The organism is Pseudomonas sp. TE12234 (genome assembly GCF_054061835.1).
On record NZ_JBSSEP010000003.1, the window covers coordinates 213,538 to 232,893 of the forward strand.

Here is a 19,356-nt window from a genome sequence, read left to right on the forward strand (position 1 = left end):
CCCCATGTACGACTTAAATACTGTGGGAGCGTGGCTTGCCCGCGATGGCGTCCGACATGGCAACACATGATCCGGATCATTCGACACTTTCCAATCGCCCACAAAAAAGGCCGTTTTTTCTCAAAAACGGCCTTTGCCAAGTAGCTACAGACCGGCCTGAAACCGTTAAGTTCCGCCCCAAAAACAGTAACTTATCGAAATGTGCGCAAGTCGTGTTACTCGTCGGATTTCGATTGTCACACTTATGACACAGCCTCAGGATCGCGCCGTCATCCCCTTGAGGTTCCTTTATGAAGTTCTCCTCGATTCTCTTGTTGTCCCTTGGCCTGGTCAGTGGCTTCGCCTCCGCTGGCGGCACCACCGAAGCAGGTGTGGGCGGCGCATTGGGCGGGGTTCTGGGCTCGGTCGTCGGTCAGTCGTTAGGCGGCAATACAGGTTCCACCATTGGCGCGGCCCTGGGCGGCGCGGGTGGTAGCGCAGTCGGCGCAAACAAACACAGCCGTGGCGAAGCCGCCATTGGTGGTGCGCTGGGCGCAGCAGGCGGTAACGTGGTCGGCCGCAGCATGGGCGGCACCACCGGCAGCCTGATCGGCTCCGCAGCAGGCGGCGGCCTGGGTGGCGCGCTGGGTAACCACATGGGCAACGAGAGTAACCATGAGGACGATCGTCGCTCCTATCGTGGCCATGATGATCGTCGTTACTACCGTGACGATCACCCGGGGCGCGGCCATGCCTATGGGCATCGCAAACATCACAGGTACTATCACGACCGCGACTGAGGCCTCGATCGCCTCGTCAGCCGGTACTTCATAAAATCGCAGCCCAAGGGCTGCGATTTTTTTTGCCTGTCTAAACCACCAGGCGCTCCAGCGCTGCGCGCAACTGCCCGGGAATTGCCACCGGCTGATTGGACGCACGATCCACAAACACATGCACAAAGCGTCCCGCCGCGCAGGCTTCGTCTTCCCCGGCCTTGAACACTGCCAGTTCATACTGCACCGAACTGTTGCCCAACTTGCCCACCCGCAAGCCGATTTCGACCCGGTCCGGGAAGGCGATGGAAGCGAAGTAGTCACAGGCCGAACTCACCACGAAGCCCACCACCTGGCCTTCGTGGATATCCAGCCCCCCGACCTCGATCAAATAAGTATTCACCGCCGTATCGAAGAAGCTGTAGTAGGTCACGTTGTTCACGTGACCATAGGCATCGTTGTCGTGCCAGCGCGTGGTGATGGCTTGGAAATGCGGGTAATCGGCGCGTTGAGGCATCAGTGTGGGTTCCTGAAGTCGGGCAGCCAGTCTACGTCGAAAAACGTGTCACGAAGCGTCGCCAGGGGACGCCGTGCTTGCCAGATGCTGTTCAGCCCACCCACGTACCTCGGCGTACGGATAATCCTCAAGCACTGCAAACCCCGAGATCGCCCGCGCCTTGAGTTTGGTGAACAGCGGCACGCTGATCCCGCAGAGAAACCGCGTCACCCGCTCGGCCGATGGCACACCGCCTGTGTACTGTTTGTGCCTGTGGATAAAATCCCCGCACAAGCGCTCAAAGTTTTTATCCACAAGCGCCGGCAATGGCGGTGGCTCCGGCAATCGCGCCACCTGCCCGTGACATACCGAGCAATGTCCGCATTGCGTTGGGGCATTGGCGTCGCCGAAATACTCGGCCAGGCGATATCCCAGGCATTGCTCGGTAGCGAACAGATCCAGCATGGCGTGAATCCGCGCGATCTCGGTTTGTTCATGCCGGGTGAAATACCCATGCAGTTCTTCACTCAACGCGACGCTATCGAAGCCGGTTTGCAGCAGGCTATAGACCTCGGTCATCTGCTTGCTTTCCAGTTCGACCCAACCCTTCTCCTGAAAGTAATCCAGCGCCTTGACCACTCGGCTGCGCTCGGCCTGGTGCTGCTGATACAACGCCTCGAAATTCACCGTGGCCCAGGTCCGTGCGCGGCTGGAGGTCTGGATGATCGCCGCGACGAACGCCCTGCGCTCGCCCTCGAAACGCGCCAGCAACGCCTCGGGCTCCAGCAAATACTTGAAACGGTATTCGGCGTAGTAGGCGTAACGCGGGGCGATCAGGCCCCGCAGTTCCAGCTGCACCAGCAAGGTCTTGAGCGGCAGTTGACGAATGTTGCTCTGATCCGCCAACGGCCCCAGCAAAAACTCCCATTGCCCCTCGGGCGCGGCGGCCTGCATTTCGTCGAGTACGCAGCGAATGCCGTCCAGCTCCGGGGTGTCGCCATAGACAAAGTTTTCCAGCACGTTGAGGCTGTCGCGGTTGGCCAGGACCAGGCAGTCGGAGGGCTGTCCGTCACGCCCGGCACGGCCGATTTCCTGGCTGTAGTTTTCGATGGATTTGGGCAGGTCGAAATGCACCACGTTGCGGATGTCGCTCTTGTCGATGCCCATGCCGAACGCGATGGTGGCGACGATGCAATTGGACTGCCCGCTCATGAAACGCTTCTGGATCGCTTCGCGTTGCTCATGGGGCAACCCGGCGTGATAGGCCTCGGCCTGAATGCCGTGGCGGCCCAGGTGCTCGGCAATCTGTTCGGCGGTTTTCTGCAGAGTGACGTAGACGATGCCCGGCTGGTCGGGACGCTGGCTCATCCACTCGACAAGACGTCGGCGCTTGTCCTGCCCGCGCACCGGTTCCACCAACAGATTGAGGTTCGACCGATAGAAACCGGTGGTCACCACATCCTCGGGGGCGATGGCGAATTTGCCCTGCATGTCGACGATCACTTTGGGCGTCGCAGTCGCCGTCAGCAGCAATACCTGAGGGATGTTGAACTGGCGCTGATAGTCGGGAAGCTTGAGGTAGTCGGGGCGGAAGTTATGGCCCCACTCCGAGATGCAATGCGCCTCGTCCACCACCAACAGCGAGATCGGCACTTGCTGCAAGAAGTTGCGAAAGCGCTCGTTTTTCAGGCGCTCCACCGAGATCATCAAAATCTTCAGTTCACCGGACTTGGCCCGGGCCATGACATCGCTGGCGTCATCGCGGCTCTGGGCCGAATCGATACTGCCCGCGGCTATGCCGTGGCGCTGCAGGAACGCCAGTTGATCCTGCATCAATGCCAGCAACGGCGAGACCACCAGCGTCAGGTGCGGCAACAAGACCGCCGGAAGCTGATAACACAGGGACTTGCCGGAGCCCGTGGGGAAAATCGCCGCCGCCGAGCGCCCCGCCAGCACCGCGCTGACCGCCGCCTCCTGGCCGGGCCGAAACTGTGGATAACCGAAAACCTGTTCCAGGGTGTTGTGCATAAGCTGTCACTCCGTTGACCGCTGCGAAGAGCAAAGCCTAGCCGGCGATTGCAGCGGGCCGAGAAAAGGTCGGGGCGGAAAAAGATACGGGATGATACAGCGGATGGTTCGGCAGCATCGCAAGGCTTATGGAATGTCGCGACTGTCAGGGCGCCATCGCGAGCAAGCTCGCACACGAGGATCCCCGCCGTTCACAAACTTGAGGATGATGCAAAACCTGTGGGAGCGGGCTGGCCCGCGAAGAGACCGGCCCATTCACTACAAAACTCGAAACACCCTACCGTTTCTGAAGCGCCCTTTACCGAGCTTTTCGACGCGTTGACTGATAAAGCCGTAGGTATTTTTACCACTGCCAGTTTCAGCGTAAAAAACCGCCACCCACTCGTAGGCTTCTTCCTCAAACGTCAGTAAAAACCCTACAAAACCTGTCCATCTCAGCCGTCTTGTGGCACCGGCTCACGCCCTTCTATAGTCACCGACGCGGCTGAAATCAGTGAATCGGCCTGCCGGGCACACCTGCCGTTTTCGCACAGGACTCACCTTGATGATCAACCCCGAATCACTCAACGACCGCTATCGCCCGCTCAACACCCGCTACAGCGAAACCCCGGTGCTGGTGATCGACACCGAAGCCGATCCGGTCGAGATCCTCGACGCCGCCCAGCAGCGCATCCGCGCCGCCAGTGACCTGTTGGAAACCCTGTACTGCCTGTGCTTCAAAGAGGCCGACGCCAGCGACATCCCCAATATCGTTGGCGCACTGTACCTGCTGACCCAGGACGGCAATGCCCTGCTCTGCATCGCCCGGCAACGTCTGCCGAAACTCACTGGCCAGGCCCCACCATGTCCCCCTGTGGGAGCTGGCTTGCCAGCGATGAACGATCACGCAGTGCACTGTGGGTAAGTGCGTCAGCAACGCCCTATGCAAGCTTCGGCACGGTCCTACAAAAGAAGACAACTTGTCGGCTATCGCCGGCGGGGGACGCAAACCTATAGTCCGGACTGTCGCTGCCAAATCAGCGACTCGGGCTTGGTCACCCGATGGAACACATAAACACGTCCGTTGTATGCTGCCGGCACCTCAAGTGTCTGCACGCTTTATGGTGGCTGTGTTTGGGACGCCTTCGGGCGTGCCGGTCTTATGTGTTCTTCCGGTTGACCAACCCGAACACAGTCCGCCTCCATCGCTTGGTCACGATGACAGCGGTTCATCCAATGCATTTGAGAATACATAAAATGAAAAAATGGAATCCATTCACCAACGAACGCTACCTCCCGCTCCACACCAACCTCACCAACACCCCACCCCTGATCATCGACACTGAAGCCAACCCCCAGGACATCCTCGAAGCCGCCCTCCAGCGCATCCGAGCCTCCAGCGACCTGCTCCGAACCCTGCACTGCCAAAACTTCCACGACGGCGATGTCGAAGACATCCCCCACATCACCCACGCGCTGTACCTGCTGACCCAGGACGGCTGCGACCTGCTCAAGGTCGCCCAGCAACGCATGCTCAACTGGAAAGCACCGGTCTGAGATTATTTTTAAAACTGGCATTATTCTGGCTGTTTATCGTTATTTCAGCTGGAATAATGGCAGTACTGATGGGGTCCCCTATCAATTTCTATGCAGTGAGGCAGCTTTAAGGCGAGGCGATGCTCTTTCACTTAAGTGCTATTATTCTGGCAGTTAAGGCTAAAAAATGAAGGAATATTGGCACATGGCCAAGAAGACAGCGCCACTCCTGCCCGCCGCTTCCCGATTGCTTGCCGAGTTCGGGGAGCGACTGAAACTGGCACGATTGCGCCGCAAGCTCACCGCCAAGCAAGTCGCCGAGAGATCAGGCATGTCACTGACAACCTTGCGCTCTCTGGAATCAGGTGGTTCAGGCGTGACCATCGGTGCCTACCTGTCCGTAATGCAGGTGCTTGGCCTTGAAAAAGACCTGAACAAACTCGCGGCAACCGACGAGGTGGGGCGGCAACTGCAGGACGCACAATTGAAATCCAGGGCCACTTCATCCAACGACTTGAACCGACAGGCACGTAAAGTCAGCGTGGCTAAAAAAGCCCCTCCCAAAACCGGAAAAGAGACTGAAGTAATTGAAAGCGCCAGCCCCGTAGAAGATCTGTTGGCTGACTACCCCTTCAACACCCACTCTCTTTCCAGTCTGTTGACCCAGAAAAAAAACAAGTCCACGACAGGTGAACAATGACGCAGATTGCGGTGTATGCCGATTGGGAGTCCTTGAACGGGCCCAGGCGTCTCGGTTTCCTGCATGCCCGAAAGACCCGTTCCACAGAAGTCTTCGAATTTGAGTACGACAGGGTTGCGCTGGCAGATCCGGAGCTGAATTTCACGCCGCTCGACCCTCGCATTGGCCTCTATGAAGGTCGGCAGTTTCCGGGACAACATCAAAGCCGGTTTGGCGTGTTCGCTGACTCAAGCCCGGATCGATGGGGCCAACTGTTGATGAAACGGCGGCTGGAACGGGATATCCGCGACGGCTTGATTGCCAAGGGCAGCAAGCTCCACGAGTCAGATTTCCTGTTGGGCGTACATGATCTCTATCGGGTCGGTGCGATCCGCTACAAGCTTAATGACCAAGGCAACTTTCTCGATGATCGCGATGGCGTCGCCGCCCCGCCTTTCATCGAGTTGCGAGCGCTAGAACAAGCCAGCCGAGCCTTGGAAAACGATCCGGACAACACCTCACTCGATGGCCGCGAGTGGCTGAGAATGTTGATCGCACCGGGCGGTTCACTCGGTGGTGCCCGCCCCAAGGCCAGCGTTGCAGACGAGCACGGTCATTTGTGGATCGCCAAATTCCCCAGTACCCGCGATGACTATGACGTTGGCGCCTGGGAACTGGTGGTCAATGCCTTGGCCAATCATTGTGGCTTGCGCGTCGCAACCGGTATCGCCCGACGCTACGCCAGTGATCATCACTGCTTCATGATCAAGCGCTTCGATCGCACCGAACGGGGTGGCCGACTGCACTTTGCCTCGGCCATGACCCTGACTGATCGCGTTGACGGGGACGATGCCTCAGTCGGCGCAAGCTACCTTGAGTTGGCCGAAGTGCTCATGGAACACGGCTCGCAAACCCATGCTGACCTACGGGAGCTGTGGTCTCGCATTGTGTTCAACATTCTGGTTTCCAATACTGACGATCACCTGCGCAATCATGGCTTTATCCTCGACCCAGGTCGGGGATGGCGCTTGTCTGCCGCCTATGACATAAACCCGGTGGTCCATGCCGACGGTTTGAAACTCAACATCACCGAAGCCGACAACGCACTGGATCTGGAGTTGGCGCGGGAAGTGGCGGAGTATTTTCGGGTCAGTCGTGCGGATGCAGAAAATATCATCGACCGCTTCAAATACGTTGTCAGCCAATGGCCAACGCTGGCGCAGGCATTGGGGCTATCAAAACGTGAGCAGGACAATATGGCACCTGCATTTCGATTGGCGGAGCCTATGCAATGAACCTCGCCCCCCACTTCCCCGACGACCACTTCATGCAGCGACTCATGCAGTTGCTACACGAAGAAATCGGCCTGCCCGAACGCAAAACCATCTGCCTCGACACCTCGATCAACTTCGATCTGGGTTGCAACGGCGCGGATGCCCAGCACCTGATCGAAAGCCTGGAAGAGCAGTTCGCCATCGACTTCATCGACTACGACGCCTATCGCTACTTTCAGCCGGAAGGGTTTGATGTCTTCCTCAAGCGCAGGGCAAAGGGACGTGGCGACAAAGTCCCACTGACTATCGGAATGCTCTACAAAGCGATCAAGGCCCAGCGGTGGGATACATCAGAATTGGAGGGCATGGAGCTAAACGCATAAGTGCCATTATTCTGGTCGTTTAGCGCCTATTCGGCTGGAATAATGGCAGTTATGTTTTTTGCCGGCCTGAATCAGGCCCATAAAAAAACCGCCCCGAGAGGCGGTTTTTTCATTGCATCAAACCAACGCTTACAACTGAGGACCGGCAGCCTTGATCGCGTCGCTCACGTCGAACTTCTTGAAGTTCTCGGTGAACAGGCCGGCCAGTGCTTTGGCGGCTTCGTCGTAGGCGGCTTTGTCAGCCCAGGTGTTGCGTGGGTTCAGCAGGCCAGTCTCAACGCCCGGTACGGCCAGTGGCACGTCGAGGTTGATGGTGTCCAGGTGCTCGGTCTCGGTACCAATCAGCGCGCCGCTCTGGATCGCTGCGATCACCGCACGGGTGGTCGGGATGTTGAAGCGCTTGCCGACGCCGTAGCCGCCGCCAGTCCAGCCGGTGTTGACCAGGTAGACCTTGGAGCCGAAGCCGCGGATACGCTTGATCAGCAATTCTGCGTATTCGCCAGCCGGACGCGGGAAGAACGGTGCGCCGAAGCAGGTGGAGAAGGTCGACTTGATGCCGCTGCCCGAACCCATTTCAGTCGAACCCACCAGAGCGGTGTAGCCGGACAGGAAGTGGTAGGCCGCTTGCTCTTCGTTGAGGATCGACACTGGCGGCAGCACGCCGGTCAGGTCGCAGGTCAGGAAGATCACAGCGTTCGGCTCGCCACCGAGGTTCTTCTCGGAACGCTTGGCAACGTGCTCCAGCGGGTAAGCGGCGCGGCTGTTCTGGGTCAGGCTGACATCGGTGTAGTCGGCGTGCTTGGCGTCATCGATCACGACGTTTTCCAGGACGGCGCCGTGCTTGATGGCTTTCCAGATAACCGGCTCGTTCTTCTCGGACAGGTCGATGCACTTGGCATAGCAACCGCCTTCGATGTTGAACACCACGCCCTCGCCCCAACCGTGCTCGTCGTCACCGATCAGGTAACGGCTTTCGTCGGCGGACAGGGTGGTTTTACCGGTGCCGGACAGACCGAAGAACAGGGTCACGTCGCCTTCTTCGCCGATGTTGGCGGCGCAGTGCATTGGCAGCACGTCGGCGGCCGGCAGCAGGAAGTTCTGCACCGAGAACATGGCTTTCTTCATTTCACCGGCGTAGCGCATGCCAGCGATCAGCACTTTCTTCTGAGCGAAGTTGATGATCACGCAACCATCGGAGTTGGTGCCGTCACGCTCTGGAACGCATTCGAAGTTGGCGACGTTGAGCACTTGCCACTCATCACGACCAGCCGGGTTGTACTGGGCCGGGTTGATGAACAGGCAGCGACCGAACAGGTTCTGCCAGGCGGTCTGGGTGGTCATCTTCACGGCCAGGTAGTGCTCGGAAGCCGCACCTACATGCACGTGGGAAACGAAATGCTCTTGCGCGTTGTTGAACGCCTCAACGCGGTTCCACAGGGCATCGAACTTGTCGGCCGGGAACTTGCGGTTGATCGGGCCCCAGGCGATGGCGCCCGTGGTGGTCGGCTCATCAACGATGAAACGATCGACTGGCGAACGGCCGGTACGGTGACCGGTGCGAACAACCAGTGCGCCGGTATCGGCAAGCTCGCCTTCACCGCGGTTGAGGGCTTCTTTGACCAGATCATCAACACTCAGATCGGTGTACACGGCGTTATTGGCTTGCGTCATGAGGTTCCCCGTCGGCCAGTGGCCGAGTGCTCCAAACGTTTTGTAGTAGAAAGTCGTGCACTACTACCGCGAAAAAAGTGGGCCGGATTATGCCAGAAAAGCCCAAAAATAGTAGGGCCCTCCCGTCGTAACGGCGTTATTCCGGCACAAACCAGTGAATTTACCTGCGCTGAACCGTTTTAGTGACGGGTATCTGACGGCGTCTCGACACCCGCACCAGCGAACAATTGAGTGACATCGGCGGCATCAAACAGGTACTGATGGTTGCAGAACTGGCAGTCGATCTCGATTTTTCCACCGTGCTCAATCACCAGGTTCTGCGCGTCTTCCATACCCAGACTGACCAGGGCATTGGCCGAACGCTCTCGCGAACAACTGCAACGGAAACGCAGTTTCTGCACGTCGAACATACGCACCTGCTCTTCATGGTAGAGGCGATGCAGCACGGTTTCGTTGTCCAGGCTCAGCAATTCATCGGAGGTCAGGGTGGTGGCCAGCGCGGTGAGGTGCTGCCAGCTGGCGGCGCGTTCTTCTTCGTCCTTCAAACGGTCGGCGGGCAGTTGTTGCAGCAACAGGCCACGGGCGCGACGGCCATCGGCGCAGAGCTTGATGCGAGTGCCAATCTGCTGCGACATGACGAAGTAGTTGGTGAAGCAGTCGGACAACGTTTCGCCATCCAGATCGACGACGCCCTGGTAGCGTTGGCCCTGGTTCGGGTCAATGGTCAGGGTCAGCGAGCCATCGGGCATCAAGTCGGCCAGGGTTGCGTCGGCGGCAATCCGGTCCGCCTCGTAACGCGCCAGGCCACGAATGTCGCGCTCACTGGAACATTCGATCATCAACAGCGGGATCGGGCCTTCGGAACGGGCTTGAAGGATCAGCAACCCGTCGAACTTCAACGTGCCGACCAGCAAGGCCGCAGCGGCCATCAACTCGCCGAGCAGTTGCGCGACCGGCTCCGGATAGGCGTGTTTGGCCAGGACTTCAGCGTAGCTGAGCTCCAGCGAAACCATCTCGCCACGGGTGTCGCTGTCATCGAAGATGAAGCGTTGGGTGAAGTCGTTATCCGGTAAGTCGGTCATAAGTCTGGTATCTGAAGTGGTGACAAAAGTGGTGACAGAATTCGAGGTTACGCCTTGGCTATAGCGTATTGCTGCCTGGTTTTGGGTTAGAGGCCGATGGCGGTGTGCGTTTTACGACGAATGGCACAGGCTCGTCAGGCCAATTACCTCATATGGCTACGCGCAGGCGCAATTACAAGTCTTGGCCTGACTCAGTTGATCGGTGGGTTCGGTCAATCATTCGTTGCTGCTCCCACGAAACTTGAACAGATCACGCCGCTGTTTCTTGCTCGGCTTGCCGTCGGTACTCACACCCAGTGCGCCAGCCTTGCGCTGGGCCGCGGCATTTTCGCGCTTGGCAATACTGGCTTCGGTTTCGGCGTACAGCGTCTGTGCTTCCGGCGCGCCACGGCGAACAATCGACAGCGCCTGGACGACCACCGTACGCTCCTCGAAACCGGTGCGAATCACAAACTCATCGCCAATGCGCGGTTCCTTGCCCGGTTTGCAACGCTCACCCCGGCAATGCACCTTGCCGCTTTCAATCGCTGCCTTGGCCAGGGCTCGGGTTTTGTAAAAACGCGCGGCCCACAACCATTTATCGAGGCGGACTTTGTCGTCCTCTTCGTTTTTTTGTGCCATGGGATTTCCTCATTCTGAAATATTGGTGAACTGTACTACCGTTTCTGTCGTACCAAGAATTACCTCGTCTCGGATTACAATGCAGGCATTCCAGAACCTCCCTGAAGGGCTGGAAATCCGGGCCGTAGATATCTGTCGCCTTTTAATCATTATTCTGCGTGAATACCGCGAATCCGGCCGCGTGCGGCCGAGCGGTTACTACCGGTTGAGCACCTTTGAAGACATTTGACCATTTGACCGTCGTCGGTCTGCGCGAGTGGGTGGCGCTCCCGGATTTGGGAGTGGCAGGCCTTCGGGCAAAAATCGACACCGGCGCCAGCACCTCCAGCCTGCATGCCACCGACATCGAGACCTTCGAGCGCGACGGTGAGCAGTGGGTGCGCTTCACCGCGCACCTGGGCACGGTGGTGCAATTGCGTCACCGCCGCTGCGAAGCACCGCTGGTGACGATGAAAACCATTAAAAGCTCTAACGGTCACGCGCAGGTGCGATACGTGATCAGCACCACCCTGGCCCTGGGTGATCGGGTCTGGCGAGTCCAGTTCACACTCGCTTGCCGCAAATCCATGCGATATCGCCTGTTACTCGGTTCCAAAGCCCTGATCGATGGCCAGTTGGTGGTCAATCCGGGCATTAAATATGTACAAGACAAGCCGGTGTTCCCGGTATCTACCTCCTCCACAGGTGTTGCATGAAGATCGCTGTGCTGTCGCGGAACCCGCGTCTGTATTCCACCCGCCGCCTGGTCGAAGCCGGTACTGAACGCGGCCATGAAATGGTGGTGGTCGACACCCTGCGCGCCTACATGAACATCGCCAGCCACAAACCTCAGATCCACTACCGCGGCAAGCCGCTCGAAGGTTTCGATGCGGTGATCCCGCGCATTGGTGCATCGGTCACGTTCTATGGTTGCGCGGTATTGCGCCAGTTCGAAATGATGGGGGTTTTTCCGCTTAACGAATCGGTGGCCATCGCCCGCTCGCGGGACAAACTGCGCTCGCTGCAATTGCTGTCACGCCGGGGCATCGGTTTGCCGGTGACCGGGTTTGCCCACTCGCCGGACGACATTCCCGACCTGATTGCGATGGTCAACGGCGCACCACTGGTGATCAAGGTGCTCGAAGGCACCCAGGGCATCGGTGTGGTGCTGTGCGAAACCGCCACGGCGGCAGAGTCGGTGATCGAGGCGTTCATGGGCCTCAAGCAAAACATCATGGTTCAGGAGTACATCAAGGAGGCCGGCGGCGCCGACATTCGCTGCTTCGTGGTGGGCGACAAGGTGATTGCGGCCATGAAGCGCCAGGCCAGGCCTGGAGAGTTTCGTTCCAACCTGCATCGCGGTGGCAGTGCCAGCCTGATCAAGATCACGCCGGAAGAACGCATGACGGCGTTGCGGGCAGCGAAGGTCATGGGACTGGCGGTGGCGGGTGTGGATATCCTGCGCTCCAATCACGGACCGCTGGTGATGGAAGTGAATTCGTCGCCGGGCCTGGAGGGTATCGAGACCACCACCGGCAAGAACGTGGCGGGGATCATCATCGAGCATCTGGAAAAGAATGGCGGGCCGAACATGACGCGGACCAAAGGGAAGGGCTGATCCTGGAGGCTTGTGGCGGCTGGAAGGCCGCCTTCGCGAGCAGGCTCTCCCACAGGGGATTACATTCCAATGTGGGTGCCTGATCGCGATGGGGCCATCAGCCCCACCGAAGAAGTCAGCGCTTAAACCGCATCTCGCGGCAGCATCAACCCCAGCGGCAAGCGCACCCGCGCTTCCAGCCCTCCGCCGGAACGGTTACGCAGTTCAACATTGCCGCCATGCATCGAAGCAATCCGCTTCACGATTGCCAACCCCAAACCGGTGCCCTTTCCGCCCCGTGCACGGTCGCCACGGGTGAACGGGTTGAAGATCGCTTCCAGTTCCGCGGGGTCGATACCGGCACCACGATCCATGACGCTCAGCACCACATATGGGGCGGCGGTGTCCCCAGACACATAGGCCGCCACTTCCACGCCACTTCCGGCGTGGTGCAGCGCGTTGCCAATCAGGTTGTTCAGCAGTCGCTTCATCGACACCCGCCGCAACGGGAATGGCTGGATGGGCTCCAGACGCAAGCGCACTTTCTCTTCGGTCTGGTTGTACGGCGCGGCGACTTCGCGGACCAGATCGCTCAGGTCCACCTCCTCCACCGACTCGTCGCGGCCGTCGCGGATGAACGCCAGGAACTGGTCGAGAATCGCATCCATGTCCTCGATGTCGCGAACCATGTCGTCGGTCAGGTCGCTGCGGTCGCCCATCAACTCCAGGGACAAGCGCAATCGGGTCAACGGCGTACGCAGGTCATGAGAGACCCCGGCCAGCATCAGTTCGCGCTCGCGACCGGCCTGCTCGACATCTTCGGCCATCTGGTTGAAAGCGCGGTAAACCTCGGTCATTTCGCTCGGCGTATCGCTGATCGGCAAACGCACGCTGCGACCCTGGCCAAGTTGACGTGCGGCATAGACCAGGCGCTTCAGAGGTTGATTGAGCTGGCTGACAAAAATCCACGCCGCTGCGGTGGACAGCAGGCCAATGGCGAGGAACCAGCCCAGGACGTTCCAGATTTTCTGGCCGCGTAGCGGATGCGGGTACAGCGGTACTTTCAGCCAGCCTTCACCCAGGCTTGGCGCCCGGACCCACAACGCCGGCGGCGCATGCATGCGCAATCGCACCTCGGTGTCCGCCCCCAGTTCGGCCTGCATCTGCCGCTGATAGATCTCGCTGTAGGGCCAGTGTTGTTCACCTTCCGGCACGCCGGCACCTACCACCCGTATCAGGGGTACGGCATCGGCGATCTTGTCGCGGTTTTTTTCATCGGCCGCCCAGTACGCGCGCAACGTCAGGGCGACACCGTGGCTGTACTGACGGTCCACCAGCACGTCCTCGTTCATCAACAGATAAACCAGGGTCAGTGCCTTGGAGAACAGAACGACGATGAGCACCAGCCAAAGGGTGCGGGAGAAAAAGCTCTGGGGGAACCAAACCGGGGTTTTCATGGATAACCGCTACACACTTGCAGGAGCGAGGAATGCTCGCACATTGCGGATCGCGAGTCTGCGGGCATGATCATATGACCCCTGGCCCGCACGACCCGCTCCTACAAAGCGCCGATCACTTGGTGGCGGCGCCATCCGGAACGAACACGTAACCCACACCCCAAACCGTCTGGATGTAACGCGGCTTGGACGGATCAGGCTCGATCATCCGGCGCAGACGGGAAATCTGCACGTCAATGGAGCGCTCCAGAGCATCCCACTCGCGACCACGGGCCAGGTTCATCAGCTTGTCACGGGTCAATGGCTGACGGGCATTCATCACCAACGCCTTGAGGACCGCAAACTCACCGGTGGTGAGCATGTGCACTTCTTCACCGCGCTTGAGCTCGCGGGTGGCCAGGGACAGTTCGTAGTCGCCGAAAGTCACGCTTTCGTCTTCGCTGCCCGGTGCGCCCGGCACCGGGGCCGATTGACGACGCAACACAGCCTTGACGCGCGCCATCAGCTCGTCCGGGTTGAACGGCTTGGCCAGGTAATCGTCAGCGCCCAGCTCCAGGCCCTTGATGCGGCTCAGCTCATCGCCCTTGGCGGTCAGCATGATGATTGGAATCTGGTTGTTTGCACCACGCAGGCGACGGCAGGCGGTCAGGCCGTCTTCGCCGGGCAGCATCAGGTCGAGGACGACCAGGTTGAATACTTCGCGTGCCAGCAGGCGATCCATTTGCTCGGTGTTCGGGACGGCACGGGCGCGGTAGCCCTTGCTGACGAAAAAACGCTCCAACAGGCTGCTGAGGCCCGGATCGTCGTCAACAATAAGAATTTTCTCGCCTTCAGCAATGTTTGCAGTGCTGCTCATTGGATGCTCCTTTGATCTCGGCGCGCATTATGGCGTAGCTGCCGTTATACGCACCGTGTGCATTGTTAGCAGATTTTTCCTTTACCGCCAGAAAACCGGCCGTTACACCCGTATCCCGCGATGCCCCCTAACGGCAGAACGCTGGTTATAATGCGCGGCCTTTTGTGTCAGGCAACATCAGACAGGTACTACAGACATACGCTATTTATTTTCGTAGCGTTGGCAGTATTTGTTCGATTTCACGGGTCAACGGAGTGCCTGTTGACTCAGGTAGCGGCGCAGGCCAGGCCGCTCAACCAGACTCGCCAAGCCCCTATTTCTGCGCCTGCGAGCCTGCTTTCACAATTTGTCAGGTGGTTTTATGGACAGCATCAACAGCCGCATCGCCGAGGAACTCGGCGTACGCCCACAACAGGTCGAAGCGGCCGTCGCGCTACTCGATGAAGGCTCTACGGTTCCCTTCATCGCCCGTTACCGGAAAGAAGTGACCGGCAGCCTCGATGACACCCAGTTGCGTCATCTGGAAGAACGTCTGCGCTACCTGCGAGAACTCGACGAACGGCGCATCAGCATCCTTGCCAGCATCCAGGAGCAAGGCAAGCTGACCCCGCAACTCGAGCGTGACATCAAGCTCGCCGACACCAAGACCCGCCTCGAAGACTTGTACCTGCCGTACAAGCAGAAGCGCCGCACCAAGGGCCAGATTGCCCTGGAAGCCGGCCTCGGCGACCTGGCCGACGGCCTGTTCAACGACCCGACACTGACACCGGATGTCGAAGCCGCGCGCTTCGTCGATGCCGAAAAAGGCGTGGCCGACGTGAAGGCTGCCCTCGAAGGCGCCAAGTACATCCTCATGGAACGCTTCGCCGAGGACGCCGGCCTGCTGGACAAGCTGCGCAATTACCTCAAACAGGAAGCCACCCTCAGTGCCCGCGTGATCGCCGGCAAGGAAGAGGAAGGCGCCAAGTTCCGCGACTACTTCGAACACGACGAACCGTTGAAAAGCATGCCGTCGCACCGCGCGCTGGCGATTTTCCGTGGCCGCAACGAAGGCATTCTCAGCTCCGCGCTGAAAGTCGGTGATGAACTGCCCGGCACCATGCACCCGTGCGAAGGCATGATCGGCCAGCACGTCGGCATCCAGAACCAGAACCGCGCCGCGGACAAATGGCTGGGCGAAGTGGTGCGCTGGACCTGGAAGGTCAAGCTCTACACCCACCTGGAAACCGACCTGCTGGGTGAACTGCGCGATAGCGCGGAAACCGAAGCGATCAACGTGTTCGCCCACAACCTGCACGACCTGCTGCTGTCGGCCCCGGCCGGCCCGCGTGCCACCCTGGGCCTCGACCCGGGCCTGCGCACCGGCTGCAAGGTCGCCGTGGTTGATTCCACCGGCAAGCTGCTGGATCACGCCACGGTTTATCCGCACGTGCCGCACAACAAATGGGACCAGACCATCGCCGTGCTCGCCGCCCTGTGCGCCAAGCATTCGGTCGATCTGATCGCCATCGGCAACGGCACCGCCAGCCGTGAAACCGACAAGCTGGCCGCTGAGCTGATCAAAAAATATCCAGCCATGAAGATGACCAAAGTCATGGTCTCCGAAGCCGGCGCGTCGGTTTACTCGGCCTCGGAACTGGCATCCAAGGAATTCCCTGACCTCGACGTGTCGATCCGTGGCGCCGTGTCGATTGCTCGCCGCCTGCAAGACCCGCTGGCCGAGCTGGTGAAGATCGATCCGAAATCCATCGGTGTCGGCCAGTACCAGCACGACGTGTCGCAGCTGAAACTGGCGCGCGGCCTGGATGCGGTGGTCGAAGATTGCGTGAACGCCGTGGGCGTGGACGTGAACACCGCTTCCGTGGCGCTGCTGGCGCGCATCTCCGGCCTCAATGCAACCCTGGCGCAAAACATCGTCAGCCACCGCGACGAGCACGGCGCATTCAAAACCCGCGCCGCGCTGAAAAAAGTCGCGCGCCTGGGCGAGAAAACCTTCGAACAGGCCGCCGGCTTCCTGCGCGTCATGAATGGCGAGAATCCGCTGGATTCGTCCGCCGTGCACCCGGAAGCCTATCCGCTGGTTCAGCGAATCGCGGCTGAAACCGACCGTGACATCCGCTCGCTGATTGGTGATGCCGCGTTCCTCAAGCGTCTCGATCCGAAGAAATACACCGACGAAACCTTCGGTCTGCCGACCGTGACCGACATTCTCCAGGAGCTGGAAAAGCCCGGTCGCGACCCGCGTCCCGAGTTCAAGACCGCCGAGTTCCAGGAAGGCGTCGAAGACCTCAAGGACTTGCAACCGGGCATGATCCTCGAAGGTGTGGTGACCAACGTGACCAACTTCGGCGCGTTCGTCGACATCGGCGTGCATCAGGACGGTTTGGTGCACATCTCTGCACTATCGGAGAAGTTCATCAAGGATCCACGGGAAGCGGTGAAGGCAGGCGATGTGGTGAAAGTGAAGGTCATGGAAGTCGACATCCCGCGTAAACGCGTGGGCCTGTCGATGCGCATGAGCGACACCCCGGGCGAGAAAATCGACGGTGCTCGCGGTGCACGTCCAGGATCGGCTCCGCGCCAATCCCAGAACACCGCGCCGCGCAAGGAAACCACGGCGGCGGCTCCGGCCAACAACGCCATGGCTTCGCTGTTCGCCAATGCCAAGCAGTTGAAGAAACGCTGATGGACATCCCGGCCGGGCTGACCGAAAGCGCGTTTTTCAAGCATCTGGGCTGTCGTCTGCACAGCCTGGAAACCGGGGTGGCGCAAGTCGCCCTGGCGCTGGAACCCGAGCTGCGCAATCGCGGCGGCAAGCTGCACGGCGGGGCCTTGTTCAGTCTGGTGGACATTGCCATGGGGCTGGCCTGCTCCAGCACCCACGGCTTTGATCAGCAGAGCGCGACCATCGAATGCAAGATCAACTACATCCGCGCCGTCGCCGACGGTGAAGTGATGTGCACCGCCCGGGTGATCCACCCGGGCCGGCGCACGCTGGTGGTCGAAGCTGACGTGATGCAAGGCGACAAACTCGTCGCAAAAGCACAAGGCACGTTCGCTGTCCTGTAGCTAGACGTCATCGATTTGAGTTAATTTCAACGCAATCAAACCTGTGGGAGCGAGCTTGCTCCCACAGGGATTGTGCGGTTATTGACTGACCGGCATATGGCCTGAGCGGCTCCAGAAACCAGGCGAAAACGCCAGTTTTAACTTCACCCTTGTAGACCGTCTTGCCCACCCCCATATTGGGGCGACTGACGCGTGAAGGAATCCAACTTGAGCGAACTTCTCAACCGCCGCCTGGCCCTGCTCGGCGAGCGCGCTAACCTCTCTCTGCTCGAACAGTGCCTTCACGGCATCGAACGTGAATGCCTGCGCGTGACCGATGAAGGTCGGCTGGCGCAAACGCCGCACCCGGAAGCATTGGGTTCCGCGCTGACCAACGAACAGATCACCACTGACTATTCCGAATCGCTGCTGGAGTTCATCACCCCGGCCCTGCCCGATCCGGCGGACACGCTGGCGAGCCTGGACAAGATTCATCGCTTTGCCTACAGCAAGCTCGGCAACGAGTACCTGTGGAGTCCGTCGATGCCGTGCCCGCTGCCGGCCGAGGAAGATATCCCGATCGCCTATTACGGCACGTCCAACATCGGTCAGCTCAAGTACGTCTACCGCAAGGGCCTGGCCCTGCGTTACGGCAAGACCATGCAGTGCATCGCCGGGATTCACTACAACTTCTCCCTGCCGGAGAAACTCTGGCCTCTGCTCAAGCAGGCCGAAGGCTTCGTCGGCACCGACCGCGACTATCAGTCGTCGGCCTACATCGCCCTGATCCGCAACTTCCGCCGCTACAGCTGGCTGCTGATGTACCTGTTCGGCGCATCGCCGGCACTGGACGCCGGCTTCCTGCGCGGCCGTTCGCATCAGTTGGAACAGCTGGATCCGGACACCCTGTACCTGCCGTACGCCACCAGCCTGCGCATGAGTGACCTGGGTTACCAGAGCAACGCCCAGGCCGGCCTGACGCCGTGCTACAACGATCTGGGCAGCTACATCGACAGCCTGCGCAAAGCGGTGGCCACGCCCTATGCGCCGTACGTCGAAGTCGGCACCCACAAGGACGGTGAGTGGGTTCAACTCAACACCAACATCCTGCAGATCGAAAACGAGTACTACTCCAACATTCGCCCCAAACGCGTGACCTACACCGGCGAGCGGCCGATCCAGGCGCTGATGGCCCGTGGCATCCAGTACGTTGAAGTTCGCTGCCTGGACATCAACCCGTTCCTGCCGACGGGCATCGATCTCACCGAATCGCGCTTCCTCGACGCCTTCCTGCTGTACTGCGCCCTGAACGACAGCCCGTTGCTGACCAACACCAGCTGCGGCAATGCGACCTCGAACTTCCTCAGCGTGGTCAAGGAAGGTCGCCGTCCTGGCCTGCAGCTGCAACGCGATGGTCACCCCGTAGACCTGAAAGAGTGGGCCGCACAATTGCTGGAAAACATCGCGCCCCTGGCGGCGATGCTGGATCAGAGCCACGGCGGCGATGCCCACAGCAAGGCGCTGGATGCGCAACTGGCCAAGGTCAAGGACCCATCCCTGACGCCATCGGCCCAGGTCCTGGCGGCCATGGCCGAGCACAAGGAAAGCTTTGCCCAGTTCTCCCTGCGCCAAAGCCGCGCCCACGCCGAGTTTTTCCGCAGCCAGCCATTGCCGGCTGAGGAACAGGCCCGGTTTGAAGAACTGGCGCGCTCGTCGCTGGCTCAACAGGCGGAGCTGGAACAGAACGAAGTCGGCGATTTCGACGTGTTTGTCGGGTCGTATCAGGCGAGCATTCTGGCGATCAGCAACTAACCTGCAGCCGTAGCCTCCTTGTGGGAGCGGGCTTGCCCGCGAAGGCGCCGTATCAGTCAACATGGTCGTCGACTGACACGCCCTTTTCGCGAGCAAGCCCGCTCCC

General features: G+C 59.7%; 17 protein-coding genes and 1 pseudogene. 11 read left to right on the plus strand and 7 right to left on the minus strand.

Features of this window, described 5'->3' with window-relative positions; all coding sequences use genetic code 11:
* Positions 1-290: 290 nt before the first annotated feature.
* Positions 291-779, plus strand: a complete 489-nt coding sequence (locus ACVWYU_RS07455) for a glycine zipper domain-containing protein (RefSeq protein WP_247256686.1) — start codon at positions 291-293, stop codon at positions 777-779.
* A gap of 70 nt (positions 780-849) precedes the next feature.
* Here ACVWYU_RS07455 and ACVWYU_RS07460 read toward each other — a convergent pair whose 3' ends face one another.
* The gene (locus ACVWYU_RS07460) at positions 850-1,269 is read right to left on the minus strand and encodes an acyl-CoA thioesterase (RefSeq protein ID WP_457372343.1); all 420 of its coding nucleotides are present in this window, start codon (positions 1,267-1,269) and stop codon (positions 850-852) included.
* 48 nt (positions 1,270-1,317) lie between these two features.
* The gene (locus tag ACVWYU_RS07465; RefSeq protein ID WP_457372344.1) at positions 1,318-3,276 is read right to left on the minus strand and encodes a RecQ family ATP-dependent DNA helicase; all 1,959 of its coding nucleotides are present in this window, start codon (positions 3,274-3,276) and stop codon (positions 1,318-1,320) included.
* A gap of 544 nt (positions 3,277-3,820) precedes the next feature.
* Here ACVWYU_RS07465 and ACVWYU_RS07470 point away from each other — a divergent pair.
* The 5 genes and pseudogenes from ACVWYU_RS07470 to ACVWYU_RS07490 form a co-directional block, all read left to right on the plus strand.
* Positions 3,821-4,105 (plus strand): annotated as a pseudogene (locus tag ACVWYU_RS07470) (hypothetical protein); the annotation flags it as partial.
* A 407-nt stretch (positions 4,106-4,512) separates the two neighbouring features.
* Entirely contained in the window at positions 4,513-4,812 is a 300-nt protein-coding gene (locus ACVWYU_RS07475; RefSeq protein ID WP_247256698.1) for a hypothetical protein, read from the plus strand.
* Positions 4,813-4,996: 184 nt separating this feature from the next.
* Entirely contained in the window at positions 4,997-5,491 is a 495-nt protein-coding gene (locus tag ACVWYU_RS07480) for a helix-turn-helix domain-containing protein (RefSeq protein ID WP_390958133.1), read from the plus strand.
* Positions 5,488-6,765 (plus strand): type II toxin-antitoxin system HipA family toxin, encoded by a 1,278-nt coding sequence (locus tag ACVWYU_RS07485; protein WP_457372345.1) that lies wholly within the window; start codon positions 5,488-5,490, stop codon positions 6,763-6,765. The genes ACVWYU_RS07480 and ACVWYU_RS07485 overlap by 4 nt, the downstream gene beginning before the upstream one ends.
* On the plus strand, positions 6,762-7,127 hold the full coding sequence (locus ACVWYU_RS07490) for a DUF1493 family protein (protein WP_390958130.1): 366 nt from the start codon (positions 6,762-6,764) through the stop codon (positions 7,125-7,127). The genes ACVWYU_RS07485 and ACVWYU_RS07490 overlap by 4 nt, the downstream gene beginning before the upstream one ends.
* A 129-nt stretch (positions 7,128-7,256) precedes the next feature.
* Here the strand turns inward: ACVWYU_RS07490 and ACVWYU_RS07495 are convergent, their stop codons facing one another.
* The 3 genes from ACVWYU_RS07495 to ACVWYU_RS07505 form a co-directional block, all read right to left on the minus strand.
* The gene (locus ACVWYU_RS07495) at positions 7,257-8,798 is read right to left on the minus strand and encodes a phosphoenolpyruvate carboxykinase (RefSeq protein ID WP_390958128.1); all 1,542 of its coding nucleotides are present in this window, start codon (positions 8,796-8,798) and stop codon (positions 7,257-7,259) included.
* Positions 8,799-8,977: 179 nt separating this feature from the next.
* Positions 8,978-9,880, minus strand: coding sequence for an Hsp33 family molecular chaperone HslO (gene hslO / locus ACVWYU_RS07500; protein ID WP_090327871.1), 903 nt, complete (start codon positions 9,878-9,880; stop codon positions 8,978-8,980).
* 216 nt (positions 9,881-10,096) lie between these two features.
* Positions 10,097-10,501: an RNA-binding S4 domain-containing protein gene (locus ACVWYU_RS07505; RefSeq protein WP_090327868.1), complete on the minus strand. Its 405-nt coding sequence runs from the start codon at positions 10,499-10,501 to the stop codon at positions 10,097-10,099.
* A gap of 215 nt (positions 10,502-10,716) precedes the next feature.
* Here ACVWYU_RS07505 and rimB point away from each other — a divergent pair, with 215 nt between their 5' ends.
* Together rimB and rimK are read left to right on the plus strand one after the other, a co-directional pair.
* Complete coding sequence (rimB, locus tag ACVWYU_RS07510; RefSeq protein WP_047536237.1) at positions 10,717-11,196, plus strand: retropepsin-like aspartic endopeptidase RimB; 480 nt, start codon at positions 10,717-10,719, stop codon at positions 11,194-11,196.
* Entirely contained in the window at positions 11,193-12,098 is a 906-nt protein-coding gene (rimK, locus tag ACVWYU_RS07515; RefSeq protein WP_090327866.1) for a 30S ribosomal protein S6--L-glutamate ligase, read from the plus strand. Before rimB ends, rimK begins: the two co-directional genes overlap by 4 nt.
* A 122-nt stretch (positions 12,099-12,220) precedes the next feature.
* On the opposite strand, the gene ACVWYU_RS07520 is transcribed toward rimK, so the two are convergent.
* Both ACVWYU_RS07520 and ompR read right to left on the minus strand, forming a co-directional pair.
* Positions 12,221-13,534 (minus strand): ATP-binding protein, encoded by a 1,314-nt coding sequence (locus tag ACVWYU_RS07520; protein ID WP_090327864.1) that lies wholly within the window; start codon positions 13,532-13,534, stop codon positions 12,221-12,223.
* Between the two features lie 115 nt (positions 13,535-13,649).
* Complete coding sequence (gene ompR / locus ACVWYU_RS07525) at positions 13,650-14,390, minus strand: osmolarity response regulator transcription factor OmpR (protein ID WP_020795794.1); 741 nt, start codon at positions 14,388-14,390, stop codon at positions 13,650-13,652.
* Positions 14,391-14,751: 361 nt separating this feature from the next.
* Between ompR and ACVWYU_RS07530 the strand changes: the two genes are divergently transcribed.
* The 3 genes from ACVWYU_RS07530 (at position 14,752) to gshA (ending at position 19,250) form a co-directional block, all read left to right on the plus strand.
* A complete protein-coding gene (locus ACVWYU_RS07530; RefSeq protein WP_090327862.1) occupies positions 14,752-17,076 on the plus strand; it encodes a Tex family protein in 2,325 nt (774 codons plus the stop codon).
* Positions 17,076-17,459, plus strand: coding sequence for a PaaI family thioesterase (locus tag ACVWYU_RS07535; protein WP_247256704.1), 384 nt, complete (start codon positions 17,076-17,078; stop codon positions 17,457-17,459). Before ACVWYU_RS07530 ends, ACVWYU_RS07535 begins: the two co-directional genes overlap by 1 nt.
* Before the next feature lie 207 nt (positions 17,460-17,666).
* Positions 17,667-19,250 (plus strand): glutamate--cysteine ligase, encoded by a 1,584-nt coding sequence (gene gshA / locus ACVWYU_RS07540; protein WP_090327856.1) that lies wholly within the window; start codon positions 17,667-17,669, stop codon positions 19,248-19,250.
* The last annotated feature ends 106 nt before the right edge of the window (positions 19,251-19,356 follow it).